The sequence below is a fragment of the Eisenbergiella tayi genome, from assembly GCF_001881565.1.
GTDB classification, from domain to species: domain Bacteria; phylum Bacillota; class Clostridia; order Lachnospirales; family Lachnospiraceae; genus Eisenbergiella; species Eisenbergiella tayi.
The window spans coordinates 17,258-39,298 of record NZ_MPDJ01000003.1; the positions used below are offsets into that span (position 1 = coordinate 17,258).

The window sequence follows — 22,041 nt, forward strand, 5'->3', positions numbered from 1 at the left end:
CAGGACGAGACAAACGAAATAACTTTTATAAACATAGGGAGGGAAAGAAAATGAGCCAATTGGCATCAAAATTTATCCGGCTGAAAACAATGATTGGCGGCAACCGGGAAAAATATGGCTATGAAGACACCTTCGGTATGCCGCGGGAGGAACAGGCGCATATAACGCGCCCGGGCAGAGCCAACATACGTATCATCAGTGAGCTGGAATTTGCCATAAATCTGTCGGAAGCGGAGAACGGCCGCTATGACGGCGTGCTGGAGGAGGCGCTGGACTACCTGCTTTCCTGTATGCAGGAGCAGGGAGTGCTTACCAATCAGGCCTGCGAAAAGGCGGAGGATATCCTGTCCCCCATGGAAGCCGCGGCGAAGGAGTATAAGCTGATTCTGGCGTCCCATGCCCATATTGACATGAACTGGATGTGGAGCTTTGATGAAACCGTGGCGGTCACACTGGCCACCTTCCGGTCAATCCTGAACATCATGGAACAGTACCCGGATTTCTGCTTTTCCCAGTCACAGGCTGCCGTTTACAAAATTGTGGAAGAATATGATCCGGATCTGATGGAAGAAATCAAGAAAAGGATCGCGCAGGGGCGGTGGGAAGTGACAGCAACAGCCTGGGTGGAAACCGACAAGAATATGCCTGACGGAGAATCCCTGCTCCGCCATATCCAATATACGAAGGAATATCTGTCCCAGGTATGGGGAGTGAAGAATTTTGATATCGACTTTTCTCCCGACACCTTCGGACACAGCGGAAACGTGCCGGAAATCAACTGTTTCGGCGGGGTGAAATACTATTACCACTGCCGGGGCAACAAAAGAAAAGAGATTCTGTACCGTTATCAGGCGCCCTCCGGAAACGAAGTGCTCGCATACCGGGAGCCTAACTGGTATAACGGCGCGATTACTCCCCATATAGGGGCAGGACTCATTGAGATATCCCGCCGGTCTGCCGGTCTGAAAACAGGCCTCGTCATTTATGGAGTGGGCGATCACGGCGGCGGCCCGACAAGACGCGATGTGGAACGAGCCATGGAGATGATGGACTGGAAAATATATCCGGCAATCAAGTTCGGTACGGTGAGGGAATATTTCCTCGAAGCCGAGGCGGTACGTGATAAGGTGCCGGTGGTGAAGGAAGAGCTGAATTATTTTGCGCCGGGCTGTTATACGACACAGAGCCGTATCAAGAGAGGCAACAGACGGCTGGAGGCCGCCCTGCTGGATGCGGAATCCATGGCGGCGCTGGCGGGAAAAACCGCAGGCTTCCGGTTTGAAAAGGACAGGATGGAGAAAGCATGGCAGAATGTACTGTTCACCCATTTTCATGATATCCTTACCGGTTCCTGCGTGCAGGAATCCAGGGAACATGCCATGGGACTGTACCAAACCTCCATGGCGTGTGCCAATACACAGCTGCAGAACGCCATGCGGGTTATCGGGGAACAGATCGACACATCCTCAATCCTTGTGGATATCGATGCCTACAACAGCCAGTCGGAGGGCGCCGGAGCCGGCTACGGCATTGAGAATTTCACGGGAGTTCCCAGCACGGAAAGAGGAAGCGGCCGGACAAGGATTTTCCATATTTTCAATACACAGACGAGAAAACGCAGTGAGGTGGTGGAACTGACCGTATGGGACTGGACAGGAGATCTGCGCCGTCTGCAGGCAAAGGACTGTACAGGGAAAGAAATCTGCTTCCAGCTGCTGGACAAGGAGCTTCAGACCTATTGGGATCATAAATATATCAGAGTACTGGTGGATGTGACGGTTCCGGCCCTGGGCTATACGACCGTAGTGCTGTCCCAGAAGGAGGCGGAGAACTATCCGGTATATCTGCAGGAAAGAGAGCAGGTATCTTCGGTCTTCGATAATTATGTGCTTTCCAATGATCAGATCACGGTTGAAATCGAGGCGGGCTCCGGAAGAATCCGTTCGCTGAAAGGCAGGGAAACACAGGAAGAACTGATAGCGGAAGGCAAAACGGCGGGACTGAATTTTATAGAGACCGAAACCATAACCTCCAGCGCATGGAACATAGGCCGTCATCTGAAAACGATGCCTGTAGACCGCTGCGTGAAGATGGAACGCGTGACACAGGGACCTTTGCGGGAGAGTATAAAGGCGGTCTACAAGACAGCGGATTCAACGGCGGAAGTGCTTTACATTCTGGATAAGCACCAGCCGTCCGTCAGGATGGAGCTTACCATCGACTGGCATGAAAGCGGGAGTGAAATCATTCCGGTACTGGATTATAAGATCCCGGTTGCATATCGCACATCGGAGTACCGTTATGACATACCTGCGGGTACAGTGGTAAGAAAAGAGCGGAACAATGATGTGCCGGCGCTCCGGTATGGTATGGCGGTCCGGGAAAGCGGGGACTGTGCGGTTCTGATAAGCGACAGCAAATACGGCTACAGAGGCACCGACAATACCCTGGCGCTGACACTGATCAACAGCTCTACCAGTCCGGATCCTTATCCGGAAAGGGGAATACATAAAATCAATCTCTGGCTCGGCATCAGCTCCGGCGATCCCAGGGCGACAGAGGAACTGGCGGCGGCCTATAATCACAGCCTGTTTTACCAGCCGTCCAATTCCCACCATGGAACGCTGCCTATGGAGGAAAGCCTTCTGGAAACAGATTCCGACAGCGTTGTGATTTCGGCAGTGATGCCTTCGGCGGACGGGGCGCTTCTGGTCCGCGGCTATGAGACAGCGGGCAGACGTGCGGAGGCTGTTATTATGCTGAGGGAAAAAACGTCTTCGGCAGTACAGACAGACCTGTTTGAACAGGAAATCCCTGCCGCGGCGGAAGTGGATGGCTGTGCGGTTAAAGTGCATGTAGAGCCTTATTCCTTATTCCAGGTTAAGATACGGTAACTGCAGAGGCAGGAATAGAAACGGGAACGGCAGACAATGGAAATTGCTGCCGCTTCCCGTTTTTTGAATAGAAGGATAACCTGCAGCGTATGGCTCTGTTGTTTGTAAAACCCGTTTTATTGGAATTGGCGCAGTAAGAGTTCTGTGTTATACTGTCATAATAAACAGAAAAATACGGAAAACAATCCGCTGCTGCTTTCTTTTGCGGAAACGGCGGGATGGAGGCAGGCATGCTGAACAACAAAAAGAAAGATATGACACCCTTTGACATGAATAAAAAGCCTGTAAAGCAGTATCCCTTCCTGCTTCCCCTTATCTGGGGAGGAGCCTGGCTGATGACCCGAAGCCTGGGGCTGACGGTCGAAAAAGCAGGGATGGAAAAGATGAAACCGCCTTATCTGGTGCTCTCCACCCATCAGGGCTTTTCCGACTATTATATCGCACCGCTGGCCCTGTTCCCCCACAGAGCCAACTATGTGTCCGATATGGAAGGCTTTGCCGCATTCGGGGAATGGCTGTACAGAGGGATTGGCTGTATCGGAAAGCGAAGATATGTTTCCGATATAGCTGTGGTGAAAAATATCTATACTGCTCTGCATAAGAACAGGCAGATAGTGGCTGTCTTTCCCGAGTCCCGGCATTCCAACGCGGGAACCACCGCCTATATCCCGCAGAATATGGGAAAGCTTGCGAAGCTTATGAAGGTGCCCGTAGTGATGCTGTCCGTCCACGGAAGTTATCTTGCCGGACCTTTTTGGGATGAGGCACACACCAGGAAGGTGCCGCTGCGGGCTAAGCTGGAATGCATTTATACGAAAGAAGAGCTGGCGCAGGCACAGGAAGACGATGTTCAGCAAAAAATAGAAGAACATTTGAGGTATGATGAGTATAAGTGGCAGTGGGAAGAAAAGATAGCCATAACCTATCCCCGGCGGGCCGAAGGGCTGCATATGGCATTGTATCAGTGCCGTTCCTGCGGGGAAGCTTTTTATATGAAAAGCAAGGGCAGCAGCCTGTTTTGCGAAGCCTGCGGATCTGGCTGGGAAATGGATGAATACGGGCGGCTGGTTGGAGAAAAGAAGAAAATAACGGCAATACCGGATTGGTATGAGTGGCAGAGGGGCGAGGTGGAAAAAGAGATCCGGAACGGAACCTACCGATGTGAGTTTGCGGTCCGTGTGGAGGCGTTGCCCAACGCGAAAGGCTTTATTCCGATGGGAGAAGGAAGGTTGGTACAGGAGGAGAGCGGGTTTACCCTTTCCGTGCAGAACAGAGAGCTGTTTTTTGACCATCGTTCCAGGGAGTCCGTTCAGACGGAGTATAATTACCGGGACAGAGGGCCGTGTATTGTCCTGTCGGACAAAGACTGCTGTTACTACATATATTCGGACGATCCGGAATTCTGCCCTACGAAGATACAGTTTGCCGGGGAGTACTATTATCGGATGAGGAAGCAGGGGTAAGTTCCTTACGCATCTTATCACACCTCTTTTCCGCGGGAAATAAGCTCTTCAAAGATAGGGGTGAAATCTATATCCTTGATTGCGCCATAACGATCCACAAAATAGTTCTTCATGTAATCTTCATTTTTGCGGACTCCGGATTTTCCTGTTGTCCCGAAGTCAGATAAGGAATAGTGGCTGCTGTAATGAGTGTCCTCATCTCGTTCAACGAATTTTATCTCGTCTCTCCGATATAAATTTGCATTCAAAAAAATGGGATTGTGGGTATTAAAAACTAATTGCGCATGATTTCTGTTAATTTCATCATTGTGAAAAATATTAATGATATTCATCAATGCCATCGGATGGATGGATGCATCAAATTCATCCACCACCAAAGTCCCGCCATTCATAAGAGCGTTTACCACCAAAGGAAACATATTTATAAATCGGATTGTTCCATAGGATTCAAACAATTCTGCGGGAATAGCAGTTCCCTTCTTATCGCCTTTAAATATGGAACAAAGCTTGGCTTCATTACTGTCGCCTTCTACAACGTAGCCCAGTGCATTAGAGCTGATTCCGAAATAGACGGCAGCCTCATTCAATGTTTTTTCAACATATACAGATTCCTTTTTGGGTTTGCTGAATTTGCGAATTAAATGCATGGAATCGGCTCTGTAAATTACCATAAATTTGTTATCAAGCCAATTACTGATAATTTGAACTAACTTGGAGCTGAACATATTTTTGAAACCATTCATCAGGAACAGTTCCTCATCATTTAAGTTTCCTTGTGCCAGGGCTATTGCGCTCTCTGCATTTTGTTCAAAGGCATTTACCAGCAAAGTGCTGATAGTATCAAGTGAATCAAATTTGAGCTCACCATTTCTCTCGAAAATCAGGCGGTCATTAATCTTTAATTGTTCAGATAAAATTTTACGGGAATAATCAACTTCCAGGAATTTGCCAAGGTCAACAGAAAAAGAATATTCTATAAGATAGTTGTCTGTAATAAACTTAATAAAAAAAGATACGGGATCTCTGTTTTCACTTAAATTATTCGGAATTAACTCTAATTCGCAGGCGGCAGTATTCGGGTCATTTTTATCATCGTCATTACGAATATTTCCTCTGAGTACGATGGATTTAAATGTATCCATTGCACCGATGATGTTTGTCTTCCCGGATGCGTTTGAACCATAGATTACCGCAGAACACAGGCCTTTGTAGCTTTTTTTATTGATGTCCTGCTTGAGTACGCTGTAATCCAGTCCTTTTTGTTTGGGAGCAGGGATGAGCGAAAATATCAACTCTTCTTTAAAAGATTTATAATTAGATGTTTTGAATTCTAACAGCATAAATTTGCCTCCATTCTGCAAAAAATAAGCAAAATCATAATGATATTATATGCCATATGATATATAAAAGTCAATTGTTCTATTCGTAATGCATAAAAAGTGCAAAATCAAATATTTCTGCTTCAGAGGAAACTGTATGAAAGGCGTCAGGCTGTAATTTTTAGCTGAATATGGAAAATTAACAGCTTTTCCGATAACCTCCCGGCGTCATTCCCGTCTTTTTGCGGAAAAGATTGGTGTAATTATTTATATCATGAAAACCTGCCGTCAGGGCAATTTTATTGGCTGGAAGGGTGGTGGATCGAAGCAAAAATTTGGCATGCTCCACCCGGAGGCTTATCAGATAATCGTTTGGCGAGTATCCGGTGTACTTCTTGAATTCCCTGGAAAGATAGTACTTGCTGATGCCGGAAAAACGGGAAAGGAAATCCAGCGTCAGCGCCTGTGTAAAATGCTTTTCCATATAAGCGATCAGATAACGCAGATTTTCCGGTACCGGGGAGTCTGTTTCTTTTTCCTCGGACGCGTTCCTGAGAAGATCGGTAAGGATACTGCTGATACAATCGGAAGCCAGCCAGTCCCGGCAGGGCTGTACGGAGCCATAAATGGATAACAGTTCCTCCAGCTTCTTTTGATAATTGCCGGTAAAAGGCTGATAAAAAGAGACGGATCCATTTTCCATATATCGGGAAAACAGGGCGGGTACCAGAGGCCCGTTCAAGTGGAATACGCCATGCTTCCAGACATCCCCCTCCGTGCGGTACAGATGGGGAACGCGGCAGTCAATAAAGAAACCGTCGCCCGGGCCCAGCGAGTAACTTTTTCCCATATATTCCAGAGCACCGTTTCCTTCATATGTGTAAATGATAAGAAAGGACTGATAATCCTTTCTGTTTGTGAAGAACCCCTTCGGGCAGGTGAAGATGCTGAAGGCCTCCATATAGAAAAGGTTTTCCAGGGCAAAATCCGTAACAGGAGGACGTGAAAAGGTGTCCATTTTCCCAAAGATAAAATAATCTGCATTTCTCATATTGGCAGGAAGTTCTTCCTGTGTTACGTTTGCTTTCTCCTGAAGGTTCTGTGCGTTCCGGGACATCTGTCTTTCGACCTCCGCAGGGGTGACAGGTGTAGGAAACTGTACCTGTGTGAAAAAAATCTGATCAAACATATAGCGTCACCTTTTCTCTATAAGAATGAAAGCAATGGCTGCTGTACCGACCGGATACCGTTGCCATGCATAACTGCAGGATACCAGCTGTATTGGGCAATATAATATGATATATTGGCAAAATCAAATGATTACAATTTGATTATAATAGATTATCATTATTTTACAAGAACAAGATTATATGATTACTCTTCGGGTAAAATCATGCAGACAGCCTACGGCCCGGAGAAAGCAATCATACATAGTGCAGGAGGTAAAAAAGGTGAACCGGAAAATAAAAAAGCTTCTTACCAATCAGGGCGGCAACTACATATTTCCTTTTTTCTGGCAGCATAGGGAAGAGGAAGCTGTTTTACGGGAGTATATGAAGGTTATTGACGAAAGCAATATCAAGGCAGTCTGTGTGGAAAGCCGTCCGCACCCGGATTTCTGCGGCCCCAAATGGTGGGCGGATATGGATGTGATTCTGGATGAGGCCCGGAAAAGAGGGATGAAGGTTTGGATTCTGGATGACAGCCATTTCCCTACCGGTTATGCAAACGGCGCAATGGAGGAACAGCCCGATGAACTTTGCAGACAGAGCGTCAGCTGCCGTACGTACCGGTGTTCCGGCGGAGAAACGCTTTGTATCGGAAAGGAGGAGCTGTTCCATCCGGATCCCTTTCAGCCCACACAGATAGAAAGCTATATCGGGGAGAAGGAACCCCGGCATTTTGACGATGACAGGCTTCTGCGATTGTTTGCGGTTCCCTTCGCGGCACAGGGGGATTCAGGCCGGGGAAGCGCAAAAAGCCTGGCGGAAAAAAGTATCGATTTATCCGGACATATCACGGAAAACGGTATTTCATGGAAGGTACCCGAAGGCATATGGAAGGTTTATGCCCTGCATATATCGAGAAACCTCGGTTATCACAGAAGTTATATCAATATGATGGACAGCGCGTCCTGCCGTGTATTGATTGACGCGGTTTATGAGCCTCATTATGCCCATTACGGGGAAGAATTCGGAAAGACAATTGCCGGCTTCTTTTCCGACGAACCGGAGCTTGGAAACGGCCATTTATATGCGACGGATGTGGTATTCGGAAAAGACATGGATTTCCCCTGGAGCGCTCCTCTTGAGGATGCTTTGAAGGAAGCTCTGGGAGTTGATTATGGAATAAAGCTGGCTCTTCTCTGGGAAGAAGATGCGGATCCGGAAGAGAAGGCAAGGATCCGTTACGCTTACATGGATGCCGTTACCCGGCTTGTGAAAAAGTCATTTTCCGAACAGCTGGGTAGCTGGTGCAGGGAGCACGGAGCAGAATATATCGGTCATTTGATCGAAGACAATAACATGCATGCCAGGACTGGTTCCTCCCTGGGCCATTATTTCCGGGGGCTTTCCGGACAGGATATGTCGGGCATTGACGATATTGGCGGTCAGGTGCTTCCCCAGGGAGAGGATTTGAATTATGATGACGGCGTTTTCTCGAAAAGGATCGGGGAGTTCTATCATTACATGCTTGGGAAGCTGGGGAGTTCTTCCGCTGCGATTGAGCCTCTGAAAAAAGGGAATTCCATGTGTGAGATATTCGGGGCATATGGCTGGTCGGAAGGAGTGCGCCTGGAAAAATACCTGGTGGATCATTTCCTGGTCCGAGGGATTAACCATTATGTACCGCATGCATTTTCCCCGATGGCCTTTCCGGATCCGGACTGCCCGCCCCATTTTTATGCCCATGGAAATAATCCCCAATACCGCCATTTCGGATGCCTGATGGCCTATACCAACCGGGTCTGCGAACTGATTGTCCATGGAAGACATGTGGCGGAAATCGCCGTTTTGTATCACGGGGAGGGGGAATGGACGGGAAAATGTATGTTTTCCCATAAACCGGCCCATTTGCTTGCCGATACCCAGATGGATTATGATTTGATACCCCAGGATGTTTTTGCGGACCGGGACGGCTTTAAAACAGTCTTGGAAAAGGGAGTGCTGCGGGTGAATACGCAGGAATACAGGGTATTGATCGTCCCTTACATGGAATATGTGACACAAGCCTTTGCCCGGGCGGCCGGTGAACTGGAGAGGATGGGGATTCCGGTATTTTTCATGGAAGGCTATCCGGCAGGACTCTGCGATTGTGCGGATAAGGAGGAAGAAAAGAAGCTGCTCGCCGGAATGCATGGCTGCAGACTGGTGAAAACGGAACAGCTGATTCCTGCGCTGAAGGAGCTTGATTTTGCGGATATCTCCATACAGCCTGCGGATGACAGGCTTCGTTATTATCATTATGAGCAGGAGGATGGTTCGGCGGTTTATCTGTTTGTGAACGAAGGGACAGAAGGATACAGGGGCAGGATTGCAATAGGTGATCCCAGAAGGTGTTATCTGTATCATGCATGGGAGAACTGCCTGGAAAGGGCGGATTATGATGGTTCGGTGCTGACTGTGGAGGTGGAACCGCTTAAGAGCCTGATTGCCGTATTTGATAAGGAGGAGCTGACACAGGAGGAAGCGGATGCCTGGATCTGCCGTCCGGTTAAGGCGGATGGGGAAAAGCTGGCTTTTGCCGGGGAATGGGAAAGAAGTATCTGCAGAAGCATCGATTATCCCGATTTTAAGGATGGAAGAAAAATTACCCTGCCTGACAGGCTCGCGGAGGAAAAGCCGGAGTTCAGCGGATTTGTACGGTATGAAAATGAGTTTATTTTGTCAAAGGGACAGATGGCTGAAGGCGGACGGATAGTCCTTGCGGTTACGGATGCCTGGGAAGGTGTGGAACTGTTTGTGAACAAAAACAGCGCGGGAATACAGATAGCGCCTCCATTTCTTTATGATATTACCGGATTGTGCAGGGAAGGGGAAAATGAGATCGTGATTGAAGTCGCTACAACGCTGGAACGGGAAATGGCGAAAGTGCCGGATCCTATCAGGCCTAAGCCGGAACCTGCGGCGTTGTCGGGGATTACCGGGGAGGTCCGGCTGTATTATGACCTTACCATGGGTTGAAAATAAAAGGACTGGCATAATCCTTCCTTTGATGAAAGACCAATGAGGATAATGTAAATTATATCAAAGGTTTTTCCATTACCCCATATTTTATCCATGCTCGTGGTGTCATGCCTGTAGCACTTTTAAACAGCTGAATAAAGTATTGGGGATTGTTGGCAAAGCCAACCTTATCTGCTATAGTATAAATTTTTTCGTTTTGACAGCCTTTAAGCAGTACTTTAGCTTTAGCGATACGCAGATTAGTGAGATAATCTGTAAACTTTTGGCCGGTTTGATGTGTAAATTCCCTGCTTAAATAATCAACATTCATATAGAGAATATTTTGAGCAATCCACTTCAGGGATAAATTGGGATCGGCAAAATGGAGGTCTACATAATCCAGAATTTGATTGATATACTCTTTATAATGGTAACGGGATATATTTTCACTGATAACAGCTTCAGGTACCAGTTCTTTTATTTTTTTCCGCCTCCGGATTTCGCCGGAGGCTTTTTTAATTGCATCGATAACCTGACTTTCGTTGCAGGGCTTTAGAAGATAGTTGGAAACTTTATATATTATGGCCTGTTTGGCGTATTCAATAAACGGATTCCAACAGGGATGTTTTATTTGGGGTAAAAATGGCCCAAAAATCATATTAACTTATGCTTTCTTTTTACAATAATATCAAGTCTATTTTACAGGAACCGGCCCTGTGGAATTATGTATTTCCAGTACGGGAGTTAATACCTTACGCTGAACGGTAAAATCCTTTTTCTGAATCATCCGCTTCAGAATCTGCCCCGCCTCCTGGCTGAGAGCATATTCGGACTGATTGATATGCGTAAAAAAGTTAAAATCGGAAACCGCACTAATAGGATTATCAAAAGAGAGCAGGGAAATATCCTGCGGAATTTTGTAGCCGAGCGATGTAATCAAATCGTATAAATAAAGGCAGGCGGCAGATTCGGAAACAATGATAGCTGTAATTCGATCATGCCGGATAAGCATAGTCATAAGTTCGTAATAATAGGATAACGGTTTTTCGATATCAAATCGCTCATAGATCCGGAGATTGGATGCGGAATTGGCATTGTTCTCCATTTCGTTCTGTATCCCCTGGATTCTGTTTTGGACAGGAGCTGTGGACTGATGAGTCTTTGTAAAAAAAGCAAAATTTCTGTGACCAAGCTGGTGGAGATGATTCATGGCCAGCTGACCCGCCTTATAGTTATCAGTGATAACATAGCTGGTATCTATACCGGGCAGAATCCGGTCGATAAGCACAAGAGGATAACTGTTAATTTTCATGTACAGAAGCTGGTCGCTGTAATATGCCTGATCGACAGGAAACAGTACGATTCCGGAAATCCCGATTTCCAGGCAGCGTTTGAGAATCTGATCCTCCGATTTATCGTTTTGACTGGAAAACAGATACAGCCGGTACTGATCCGGTGAAAATACGGATTTAAGACCGTTTATGAGGGAAAGGGAAAAATAATCCTGTATGGTTGGGAGGATGAATGCAATTTCTGTCAACGAAGCGGAGGTACCGGACACCGATCCTGAAGAAGCTGTCTGCAGGGGCAGTATGGGCTCCGGTTTATTCGCCACAAAGGTGCCTTTTCCCGGATAACGTATTATGATTCCTTCATTTCTTAATTCATTTAAAGCCCGGGATGCGGTTATGCGGCTCACATTATATTGTTCCATTAATTCTGATTCGGTCGGAAGTCTGTCGCCTGGTTTTAATTCCTTAAGCTGCAGTTTCTGCAGTATATCCTGTTTGATTGTCTGAAATAACGCCTGGTGATTTTCCATGGATAATGATCCCCCTCCTCATTTATAAGTTATACGCGCGATGTCAGGTGGCTGTTGAATGGGAAGAACAGAACGCTTGAATGGTTGCGAAGTCTGATTTAATTATAATCATTTTCTGATATATGTCAAATTTTCGTCAATACAAAGTATGCATTTTTGACTTCTAAATGCTATGTTTGCTATGTGAGAAATTGTGGTAATGATCAAAGAAATATATTTAATATATACAAAAAAATAAAATATTTGATACTAATATTGACACTATTAACAAAGAATGTTAGCCTTATAATCACAATAAACATATCGATTAGTATAAATATAACAAACATAATATATATGCTTGTTATAGAGAAAGGAAGGGTTTTATGAAAAAGAAGGTATTATCTCTTTTGCTGGCAGGAGCGCTGGCAATGACTGCCTTGACGGCATGTGGAGGGGCTGTTGAAAGTACAGGAACCGATACGGCAGCACCGCAGTCTGATGATGGCGCAGCTTCATCTGACGGCAAAATAAAGCTGGTGGTTCCTAAGGTAGGATATAATGAGGAACAGATTGCAGCTGCGAATGCCAGAGATGAGGGTCCCACTTATGAAGATAAATATTATATGGCGGTAACCGAAAGCATTGCAAAAAACTATCCCGAATATGATGTGGAATATGTGGACTGGGGCTGGGCGGAAACACTGGATGAGAAACAGCGAGCCCTTTTTGCGGCAGGAAGCGCGCCTGACATTGTAGCTGGTGAGACTTTTATGCCGACCTATGCGAACGAAGGTATTCTGGAGACTCTGCCTGATGATATCGTGCAGTCCGTAAATCCGACTTTCCTGCTTCACGATGCAGATGGGAATGCGGTGGGCGTTGCATATAAAACATCTATTTTCCTGATGTTTTACAATAAAGACCTTCTGTCTGCTGCAGGACTGGATCCTGAAAATCCGCCCACAACCTGGGAAGAATGGCAGCAGGCGTCAGCTGCTATCACCCAGAGCGGCGATGATGTATGGGGCGGTGGGATTCCTTCCTTCCCTCATGCCGGCGGGGCACTCAGGGCAACTCCTTTCCTTCGTATGCTCGGAACGGATTTCGGAGTTGACGGTAAGATTAATCTGACAGATCCTCTGGTACAGCAGGGGCTTGAGTATATTCGTGAAATGAACAAAAACTTACCGGAAGGGCTTGGAAATGGTGCGGACGAAAGTCCTATGTGGAGCGCATTCCAGGAAACAAAGAATATCGGTTTTGTAATAAACGGATCATGGCAGGCCAGTGATGCGACGAAGAATGGTGTAAACTGGGGCGTTACGGAATTGCCCACCTATGACGGAACCTTAGGAAATTGTACGGTTGGTTCTGTATATCTGGGAGTACCTAAAAAAGCAGCCAATAAAGAGGCTTCCTTCAATTTAATCAGAGAAGCATTAAGGGTGGAAAATGAAAAATATTGGCTGGAAGGTTCTTATTGTCCGGCAATAAATGAAATTATTGAGGATACCTCTTATTATGAAAATGATCCGGCGTTAGTAATTGAAATGGATGCAATTAAGAATGGTACATTTACAGGAGTAGCGGTATTCCCTAAAAATGATTCTGCTATCTGGGAAATTATCAATCAGAAGGTGCTTGCCCGTACTACAATGACGGAAGATCCCATTGCAACAATCTGTGAAGAAGCACAGAAGGAAATTGAAGCATTGCAGTAGAATGAATAACAATAGAAGAGCCGGCAGAGCAGTTCTGCCGGCTTTTTAAAAGGAAAGGCGGGGATTTTCTTGAAAGATAACGTGCCGGTATACGGAAAAAAGAGAGAGAAAAAATCACGGAACAGAGCACAGATAAGAAGCAGAAGAGCTTACAGTATTATTTTACCTTTTTTTGCCTACATAGCCCTTTGGGGACTGATTCCTCTGATTTACGGGTTGTATCTGGGATTGACGGAATATAATGGATTGGCTGAAAGCCCCAGGTTTGTTGGTTTGAAGAACTATATAAACTTTTTTACCACAGGAGATTATTTACTTCTTTTATGGAGACAGGTGTGGATCGGAGTTATCTGTCTTGGAGCAAATACTCTGATTTCTTTTGCGATAGGCCTGGCGCTGAATGTTACAAGCAGGGCGAGAGGAGTCTTTCGTGCCAGTGTTTATGTGCCGTGCATCGCTTCCACCTCCATAACTTCAGCCATTTTTGTGGCGCTTCTGGAGCCTAATGGTACCATGAACACGTTATTGAAGGACTTTGGAGCTAAGCCGGTTACCTGGAGTTATTCACAGTTCTGGATGGTGTTTTGGGTGGCGGTATATTTTTTATGGAGAAATCTGGGACCTGCGGCTATAATCTGGCTGGGCGGCCTGCAGTCAATTGATGCATCTTTGTATGAGGCGGCAAAGGTGGATGGAGCGAACGCCGTCCAGAGGATACGGTATATTACTCTTCCCGGCCTGCGTTTTGTGACCTCATATATTATGCTGACAGGTATAATCAGTGTCATGCAGATGTTTGATGTGATTATGTTTATTACTAAGGGCAATCCATATGGTAAGACGGATGTGCTGATGTATAAAATATACCGGGATGGTGTCGTTAACTTTAACCTTGGTATGGCAGGAGCCGAGTCTACCATCCTTGGGCTGATTACGGTAGTGTTTGCACTGATTTATTTTAAGGTCGTGCTTAGTAAGGAGGAATGAGAATGAAAAAAACCGGAAAGATTTTAGTCCGCGCGGTATGGCTGGTATTTATGAGCGCTGTTGCACTTATTATGCTGTTTCCATTGATTTATTCTGTTCTTGGAGGGTTTAACACGAAGACGGAATTTACCAGCCTGAGCCGGATACTGCCGATACCAACAAAATGGGTTATGAGCAACTATATTTTTGCATTTTCCACATCTGCAATTAAACCATTAATCAATACATTTATGAGAACAGCGTGGTATACTGTTATTGTATTGGTAATGTCAACTCTGGTGGGATATGTGATGGCAAGATATGAATTCCGATTCAAAAAAACATTCTTTGCAATCATTATCGCGGCACAGGTTATTCCTTCCGTTTTAACGCTTATTCCTACCTTTGTTATGGTTTCCAATATACCTCTTGTAGGCGGCAATAATATTTTAGGACAGGGAGGGCAGGGCCTGTATAACAACCAGCTGATGCTCTATCTTCCGCTGAGCTGGGGATATCTGCTGTGGGTGTTTCTTTTTATGCAGTCCATGAAATCGCTTCCCATTGCCTTTGAGGAGGCGGCGGAGCTGGATGGCTGCGGCTTTTTCAGAACCCTTCTCCAGGTGGTAGTTCCCATGCAGAAGCCTATATTGACGGTAATAGCGGTAAATGTATCGCTGAATACCTGGAATGACTGGATGACGCCCTTCCTTTATATTAACAGCACTCAAAAGTCAACACTGCCGGCTTATCTTGCAACGCTTACCGCGCAGCTTCAGAATTTTGGAGAGAAGGATTATCCGAAGCTGTTTGCACTCGCCACGGTAGCGATTATTCCTCCGGGAATGATTTTCCTGTTCCTGCAGAAGTATATTGTCCAGGGAATCGCATCGGCGGGCGTTAAGGAATGATAGAGTTATATTACCGGGATTACAGGGGAGGATGGAATGCAAAAGGCAAATATATTTAATATCCAGCATTTTTCCGTTCATGACGGGCCGGGGATCAGAAGTGTTGTTTTTTTTAAGGGATGTAATCTTCGGTGCAGATGGTGCCATAATCCGGAATCTGTCAATTTTGAAAAGGAAATATTATTTTATCCTGAGAAATGTATTGGCTGCGGCGCTTGTATAAGAAACTGTCCGGTGCAGGCGAATATAGTGGATTCCAATGGTATTCATAGGATTGATGAAAAAAAATGTATCCGCTGTTTCCGTTGCTGCAGGGAATGCTATGCGGAGGCCCTTGTTTCGGTAGGCGAAGAGCGGACGACAGAAGAAATCATGAGGCAGCTGGAAGAAAACATAATATATTTTGATAATTCCGGAGGAGGAGTCACTTTTTCCGGCGGAGAATGCATGCTGCAGATTGATGCCTTGCAGGAATTGTTGTGTTTGTGCAGGAAAAAGGGAATACATACGGCTGTTGATACGGCCGGCAATGTGCCATGGCTGTATTTTGAAAAAATACTTCCGGATACGGAGCTGTTTCTTTATGATATTAAGGCGATGGACGGAAAGGTACATAAAGAATGTACAGGGACTGACAATAAGCTGATTCTGGAAAATTTCAAAAAGCTGGCTGCCACGGGCGCCCATATCCTGGTCAGGATTCCGTTCGTACCCGGCTGCAATGATATGGAAATCCCGGCTGTTGCAGAATTTATGAAGTCGTACCCTCACGTAAAGGCGGAACTGCTTGCTTATCATGCGATGGGCAATTCCAAGTATGCCGCACTGAGAAAAGAGCTTACATTTGAAGGCACTGTGCCGGATAAAGCATATGTAAAGGAACTGAAAGAAAGATATGGATTTTTATAAATGAAACTGGTGCATAGAAAGGCGGTATGCAGGAGGTAGGGTAAATGAGAAGTAAAATTAATTCTCAAAAAGCAGAGGTTTCTGACAAGTATATAAAGCTGATTAAATCGCTTCAGGAAGATAAGGTGAAAATCAATGAAGAAAAGATATCCCGGTTTGGTTCTATCGATATTGATGACCATGGATATATTGATTTCCCTGATTTCCGGTTTACGCCGGAATGCTGTGAGGATGGACTGGTGCATGGCTGTGCACTGATTGGCCGTAATTTCAGAAGATTTTTAAATGAAATGCCTAAGTATATTAACAAAAGCAGTGCATTGGCAGGCTGCTGGATTGGTAATCTGCAGCGGTACATTCCGTTTGGCGTTGCAAAGGAAGACAGACCTTCCGAACTGGATGAAATTATTGAAAAATATAGAATCCGCCAATCGGGATTTGCCGGTATGAATCATCTTTGTCCGGATTTGGAAATCGGATTGACGTTGGGCTGGAAAGGCCTTCTTGAAAAGGTAAGACATTACAGGGAGAAAAATGATCCCGTCGACCCGGATTTTTATGATGGGGAAGAAGAACTGCTTCTTGGTATTCTGGAGTGGGTAAAGGCACATGCGGATTATGCGGAAGAACTGGCGAAAAAAGAATCGGATCCCTTCCGCAGACAGAATTATCTGGAAATAGCGCAGGCAAATCGAAATCTGACGGAAGCGCCGCCCCGGACATTCCGGGAGGTGTGTCAGTTCCTGGCCCATTTTCAATCCGTAGACCGTATGTATTATGTAGGCGGCGCGCTGGGAAGAATGGATATGCTGCTGCAGCCTTATTATGAAAAGGATACAGAAAACGGCGCTATCACAGAAGAGGAAGCCGTTTGGATGATCGCGTGCCTGTTGTTTAATGATACCCATTATGCACAGATAGGCGGTCTGTCTCCGGCAGGTGACAGAGAAACCTTGAGCAGGATATCTTTTTTGATACTGGAAGCCACACACCTTTTACATATTCCCAGCAACCTGGCTGTCAGGGTACATCAGCCGGTGGGGGATCAGGATGAGGCTGCAGAGGAACTTCTGCACCGTGCTGTGGAATACACGATAAAGGACGGAAACGGCGTGTGTTATTCTCTGGAGAAAGGAACCTCCGAGGGCTATGCTAAAAACGGATATCCTGTGGAATTGGGCAGAATGCGTGTGAAATGCGGCTGTAACTGGACTGCAATTCCGGGCAGAGAGTATCCGCTGCAGGATGTGACAAGAATCAATATGGGAATGGCCCTGCATTATGCGCTGGAAGAGCTGCAGGAAAGCAAAGAGTATTCCATTGAGCGGCTGTGGGAGCTGTTTTCCCGGCATCTTTCCGTTATGGTTGAATGTGTCAAAAGAGGGTACGATCGGCATTATGAAGTAATGCAGCGTAATCTCCCCGAAATCGTATTGAATCTTTTCATGCATGGTACGATGGAAAGAGGGCTGAACTGCTCAAACGGAGGGGTGGATATCCTTAACCTGAATATTGACGGAATCGCGTTGGCTACGGTGGCTGATTCTTTTGCGGCCATAGAGCAGCGTGTCATCGAAGAAGGAAAGCTCACCTGGGAGAGGTTATTTGAACTTCTGGAAACTGATTACGCGGATGCGGAGCGGGAACGGCTGATGCTGAAAAATATCAGACGTTTTGGGACGCCTGATTCCCCGGCGGAAAAATGGGCACTGCGGATCAGAGATAAATTTGTTGAACTCTGCAGGAGGACCCCTACGCCGAAGCATCATCTTCGGATTATTCCCGGATTATTTTCTCATGGAGATATCGTGATGTACGGCAAAGAGCTGGAGGCCACGCCTAACGGAAGACATGCGGGAGAACCGATTTCTCATTCTTCAGAACCGGATCCTGGCTTCGCAAGAGGGATTGATACCTTTTCACCGGCACTGAAGGCAAATGCGGTTGCGAAGACACAGGCCGGATATGGAAACAGCGCCCCATTGCATCTGGATATTGATACGGGACTGCTGGAAAATGAAGGCGGTGCGGATGCACTGGCAGCCCTGATCCACGCGCATGAGCAGGCGGGCGGAACTTTGATAAACATGAATTGCGTATCAAAAGAGAAATTAATGAAGGCCCATGAAAATCCCCAGGCATATCCGGATCTTGTTGTCAGGGTTACCGGATATTCCGCATTTTTTGCTTCCTTGTCCAAAGAATACAGGCAGCAGATAGTGGATCGGTTTCTTGCTGAATAGGGGATAGGAACAGGCGGGTCGGTGTAATCGCGTGCCGGGGCGTGCAGAGTGCAGAAAAATTATCGCACACCCCGGGGCACGCAGTCAGGAGCAAATCATGAAGAAGACATTGTTTATAACAGGAGGCAGCCGTGGAATCGGCAGAGGTATTGCCCTGGTTTTCGCGCAAAATGGCTATGATGTTGCATTCACCTATCATACAGCAGAGGATGCCGCGGTCTCTCTGAAAAAGGAAATTGAACAGCTGGGGCAAAAGGCTTATTACCGGCAGGCTTCTCTTGAAGAAAAAGGAGCTGCGCATCAGGCCGTATCCTGGGCGGCAGAGGTATTGGGAGAGATTTCCTGTATTGTCTGCAATGCAGGATTGACGGTCCATACGGACATCCGTAAAATGAAGGAAGAGGACATAGACTTTGTCTACAGGCTGGATTACGCCGGGTATTTGCTCTGTGCTTCCGAAGCCGCCAAACATATGATATCCGGGGAAATTCCCGGACGGATCTTGTTCGTCACTTCTTCAAGGGGGCAGAGGGTATATCCCGAGGATGCGCTGTATGGCGGAATGAAGGCGGGACTGCACCGGGCCTGTGAATCCATGGCGCTGGAATTATCGGAATATGGCATTACCGTTAACTGTATTGCTCCCGGAAACACGGCTATCCGCGGGAATTTCACCGGAGAAGAACTATCCGGAAGCAAATTCCAGCAGAAAATACCCATGGGCCGGTCGGGAACACCGAAGGAAGTGGGAAAACTGGCGTGTTTCCTGGCATCAGAGGACGCCGGATATATCACCGGAACGGTGGTAAGGATTGACGGCGGACTGATACTGCCTGTGATGCCGGAGGATGTATCGGAGGGCGCGGGGCCCGGCTGGCATGAGCTGCCTGCCTATATGCAGGAAAAATGAGAGGAGAAAAGGTATGGGGAATGTTACAATCAGGGATGTAAGGGTAATTAATACAAGGCCGTCAGGGGCAAACCTGACGGTGGTGAAGGTGGAGACTTCTGAGCCGGGCCTGTATGGTCTGGGCTGTGCCACCTTTGCCTATCGCTATCTGGCGGTGACGGAGCTGGTGGAAAAGTATCTGAAGCCACTGTTGGCCGGCAGGAATGTTTCGGATATTGAGGACATCTGGCAGCTGATGAATTCCAATTCCTACTGGAGGAACGGGCCCGTGACGAACAATGCCATATCGGGAGTGGATACAGCACTGTGGGATATCAAGGGAAAAATGGCAGGTATGCCGGTTTATGATCTGCTCGGCGGAAAATCCAGAGAAGCAGCAGCCGTGTATCGGCATGCGGACGGCAGGACGCTGGAGGAAGTATGGGAAAATGTACAAAAATACCGTGAACAGGGTGTGCGCCATATACGGGTACAGTTCGGAGGCTATGGGGGGAAAGCTGCGGGCCTGAACAAACCGGAGGGAGCGCCTGCGGGAGAGTATTACTGTCCGGATCAGTATGTATACAATACATTGAAGCTGGTGGATTATATAAGGAACAAAGCGGGAAATGAAATAGAACTGCTGCACGATACCCATGAAAGGCTTTCCGCCATCAATGCGGTGAGACTGGCAAAAGAACTGGAGCCGTACCATCTGTTTTTCCTGGAGGATATCCTGCCGCCGGAGCAGGGTGAATGGTACCGGATGCTGCGGCATCAGTGTGTGACTCCCATTGCCCTGGGTGAATTGTTCTGCAATCCGAAGGAATATGATTATCTTATTGCCGAACGCTTAATTGATTTTATCAGATGCCATATCAGCGATATCGGCGGCATCACCCCGGCAAACAAGCTGGCGGTTTTCGGAGAGCATTTCGGCGTGCGTACGGCATGGCACGGTCCCGGGGATGTATCCCCTGTAGGCCATGCGGCGAATATCCATCTGGATCTGCATGCCCATAATTTCGGAATCCAGGAATGGGCCGGAATTGACGAGACACTGGCAGAGGTATTCCCCGGAAGCCCGGAATTAAGGAACGGGTATGTATATCTGAACGGAAAACCGGGACTGGGTATTGATATCGATGAAAAACTGGCGGCCAAATTCCCATGTGATGACTCCGTGACACAATGGACCCAGACAAGGCTGCCTGACGGAACCTATAATCATCCGTGATGGGAGAGAAGAGGTGCAGGAAATGGAATCACAGAAGCGGTCAGGTCAATTTACAGAAAAGAACATTTTGGTAATTGACAGCAATACAGGATATGGCAGTGCCTGCACGGCGGAATTCCGTAAAAAAGGGTATGACGTTACAGAGATTTCAGCAGAAAAAGAATCCGATCTGATAAAACAGGCAGAGGAGCGGTGGGAACAGGAAGGCGGTTTTAACGGCGTGGTGATAACGGTGCCGGGATGGAAGGAAAGTTCCTTTCTGATGCTTGAGGAGGCCGAACTGGAGGAAGCTTATGGACTGCTGTTCCGACAGCCCTTATGCCTGATACAGTCTGCAGCCCTTCTGGGCAGTGCGGACGGAAGGCTGAAATCTATTGTACTCATCTCCGATGCGGACGGCACCCGTGCATCCAAGACTGATTTTCTGGCGGGCTCTCTGCATGCATCTCTGAACAGGGCGGCGCAAAGCTTTGCACTGCAGCTGGCACCGCAAGGGATCAGGCTGAACATGATAGCCGCAGGCATGACAGAGGAATCGGTAACACCAGGTATGGCGGAGGCCGGCCTGGGAAAAAGGCTGCCGTTTGGAAGAGTGGGCAGCGCGGCGGAAGCGGCCGGCCTGGCAGAACTGCTGATGCAGGACGGAGCCGCCTGGGTTACGGGGAATATCTGGACCGCGGACGGAGGCTATAGCCTTGCGGGGATGCCGGAGAATGATTTTGGGTATGGATGGGATGTCCATAAAAAATTTAATGAATGAATTATGTAAATAGTGTAATGGTATGAAGAATAAAATAGTTATACATTCTATATTAAAAAAGTGGCAGCCGTATATTTCAGCGGTTTCCTCCATATACTGACAATGATTTTTCAGATAACAGAAAGGAATGTCAGCTATGGATGAAAAACAGAAAAAAGAGTATCAGGAGTACGTGAAACAGGTAACTCCGACTCATAACTTATGGCTGCAGATGCTCAAGGCTTTCCTGGTAGGCGGAACTATCTGCGTGATAGGGCAGGTGATTTTAAACACCTGTGCAGGAATGGGATTGGATAAAGAAGCTTCAGGCGGCTGGTCCGCGCTGATTCTGATTTTACTCAGCGTATTGCTCACAGGATTTAATATTTACCCTTCCATTGTAAAATGGGGCGGTGCGGGAGCGCTGGTACCGATTACCGGATTTGCCAATTCAGTGGCGGCTCCGGCAATTGAATTTAAAAAAGAAGGACAGGTTTTCGGTGTGGGCTGCAAGATTTTCACCATTGCAGGGCCGGTTATCCTGTTTGGGGTTTTCACAAGCTGGGTACTGGGGGTGCTGTACTGGCTTGGCGGCCTGATGGGCTGGTTTTAACAGAAAAATGTTTTCAAAGGCAGAGTAATGAGATGGCGGCAGCATTTTATTATTCTGTTTTTTTGCATTATTTTATGCCCATATCATAAGAAAAGTAGCCAGTCAGGAAAAGGCATGATAGAATAGATATCAATATCATTGCGGCACAGGCCGGAAGTCTGGATAAC

At 46.9% G+C, this 22,041-nt stretch carries 16 protein-coding genes; 12 read left to right on the top strand and 4 right to left on the bottom strand.

Going from position 1 to position 22,041, the window contains the following annotated elements:
* Positions 1–50 precede the first annotated feature (50 nt).
* Positions 51–2,894, top strand: coding sequence for an alpha-mannosidase (locus BLA28_RS11395; protein WP_069158858.1), 2,844 nt, complete (start codon positions 51–53; stop codon positions 2,892–2,894).
* A 230-nt stretch (positions 2,895–3,124) separates the two neighbouring features.
* On the top strand, positions 3,125–4,357 hold the full coding sequence (locus tag BLA28_RS11400) for a lysophospholipid acyltransferase family protein (protein WP_069158859.1): 1,233 nt from the start codon (positions 3,125–3,127) through the stop codon (positions 4,355–4,357).
* Positions 4,358–4,374: 17 nt separating this feature from the next.
* Here the strand turns inward: BLA28_RS11400 and BLA28_RS11405 are convergent, their stop codons facing one another.
* On the bottom strand, positions 4,375–5,697 hold the full coding sequence (locus BLA28_RS11405; protein ID WP_069158860.1) for an AAA family ATPase: 1,323 nt from the start codon (positions 5,695–5,697) through the stop codon (positions 4,375–4,377).
* 178 nt (positions 5,698–5,875) lie between these two features.
* Positions 5,876–6,865 carry an AraC family transcriptional regulator gene (locus BLA28_RS11410; RefSeq protein ID WP_069158861.1) on the bottom strand — a complete coding sequence of 330 codons (990 nt, stop codon included), beginning with the start codon at positions 6,863–6,865 and terminating at the stop codon, positions 5,876–5,878.
* Positions 6,866–7,127: 262 nt separating this feature from the next.
* On the opposite strand from BLA28_RS11410, the gene BLA28_RS11415 reads away from it, so the two are divergent.
* Positions 7,128–9,860: a glycosyl hydrolase gene (locus tag BLA28_RS11415; protein ID WP_069158862.1), complete on the top strand. Its 2,733-nt coding sequence runs from the start codon at positions 7,128–7,130 to the stop codon at positions 9,858–9,860.
* Between the two features lie 58 nt (positions 9,861–9,918).
* Here BLA28_RS11415 and BLA28_RS11420 read toward each other — a convergent pair whose 3' ends face one another.
* Positions 9,919–10,500, bottom strand: a complete 582-nt coding sequence (locus BLA28_RS11420; RefSeq protein ID WP_069158863.1) for a response regulator transcription factor — start codon at positions 10,498–10,500, stop codon at positions 9,919–9,921.
* Between the two features lie 36 nt (positions 10,501–10,536).
* Positions 10,537–11,664 (bottom strand): GntR family transcriptional regulator, encoded by a 1,128-nt coding sequence (locus BLA28_RS11425; RefSeq protein ID WP_069153644.1) that lies wholly within the window; start codon positions 11,662–11,664, stop codon positions 10,537–10,539.
* 365 nt (positions 11,665–12,029) lie between these two features.
* Between BLA28_RS11425 and BLA28_RS11430 the strand changes: the two genes are divergently transcribed.
* The 9 genes from BLA28_RS11430 to BLA28_RS11470 all read left to right on the top strand — a co-directional run bounded on the left by BLA28_RS11430 (position 12,030) and on the right by BLA28_RS11470 (position 21,874).
* Positions 12,030–13,367: an extracellular solute-binding protein gene (locus BLA28_RS11430; RefSeq protein ID WP_044973263.1), complete on the top strand. Its 1,338-nt coding sequence runs from the start codon at positions 12,030–12,032 to the stop codon at positions 13,365–13,367.
* Positions 13,368–13,436: 69 nt separating this feature from the next.
* On the top strand, positions 13,437–14,354 hold the full coding sequence (locus tag BLA28_RS11435) for a carbohydrate ABC transporter permease (protein ID WP_050019041.1): 918 nt from the start codon (positions 13,437–13,439) through the stop codon (positions 14,352–14,354).
* A gap of 2 nt (positions 14,355–14,356) precedes the next feature.
* On the top strand, positions 14,357–15,244 hold the full coding sequence (locus BLA28_RS11440) for a carbohydrate ABC transporter permease (RefSeq protein WP_044973265.1): 888 nt from the start codon (positions 14,357–14,359) through the stop codon (positions 15,242–15,244).
* Between the two features lie 36 nt (positions 15,245–15,280).
* Positions 15,281–16,153 carry a glycyl-radical enzyme activating protein gene (locus tag BLA28_RS11445; protein ID WP_044973267.1) on the top strand — a complete coding sequence of 291 codons (873 nt, stop codon included), beginning with the start codon at positions 15,281–15,283 and terminating at the stop codon, positions 16,151–16,153.
* 44 nt (positions 16,154–16,197) lie between these two features.
* Positions 16,198–18,396: a pyruvate formate lyase family protein gene (locus tag BLA28_RS11450; protein WP_069158864.1), complete on the top strand. Its 2,199-nt coding sequence runs from the start codon at positions 16,198–16,200 to the stop codon at positions 18,394–18,396.
* A 97-nt stretch (positions 18,397–18,493) separates the two neighbouring features.
* Positions 18,494–19,306 carry an SDR family NAD(P)-dependent oxidoreductase gene (locus BLA28_RS11455; RefSeq protein ID WP_069158865.1) on the top strand — a complete coding sequence of 271 codons (813 nt, stop codon included), beginning with the start codon at positions 18,494–18,496 and terminating at the stop codon, positions 19,304–19,306.
* 13 nt (positions 19,307–19,319) lie between these two features.
* Positions 19,320–20,522, top strand: a complete 1,203-nt coding sequence (locus tag BLA28_RS11460; protein ID WP_069158866.1) for an enolase C-terminal domain-like protein — start codon at positions 19,320–19,322, stop codon at positions 20,520–20,522.
* 22 nt (positions 20,523–20,544) lie between these two features.
* Positions 20,545–21,282 (top strand): SDR family oxidoreductase, encoded by a 738-nt coding sequence (locus BLA28_RS11465; protein ID WP_069158867.1) that lies wholly within the window; start codon positions 20,545–20,547, stop codon positions 21,280–21,282.
* 136 nt (positions 21,283–21,418) lie between these two features.
* The gene (locus BLA28_RS11470) at positions 21,419–21,874 is read left to right on the top strand and encodes a SpoVA/SpoVAEb family sporulation membrane protein (protein ID WP_069158868.1); all 456 of its coding nucleotides are present in this window, start codon (positions 21,419–21,421) and stop codon (positions 21,872–21,874) included.
* Positions 21,875–22,041: the final 167 nt, after the last annotated feature.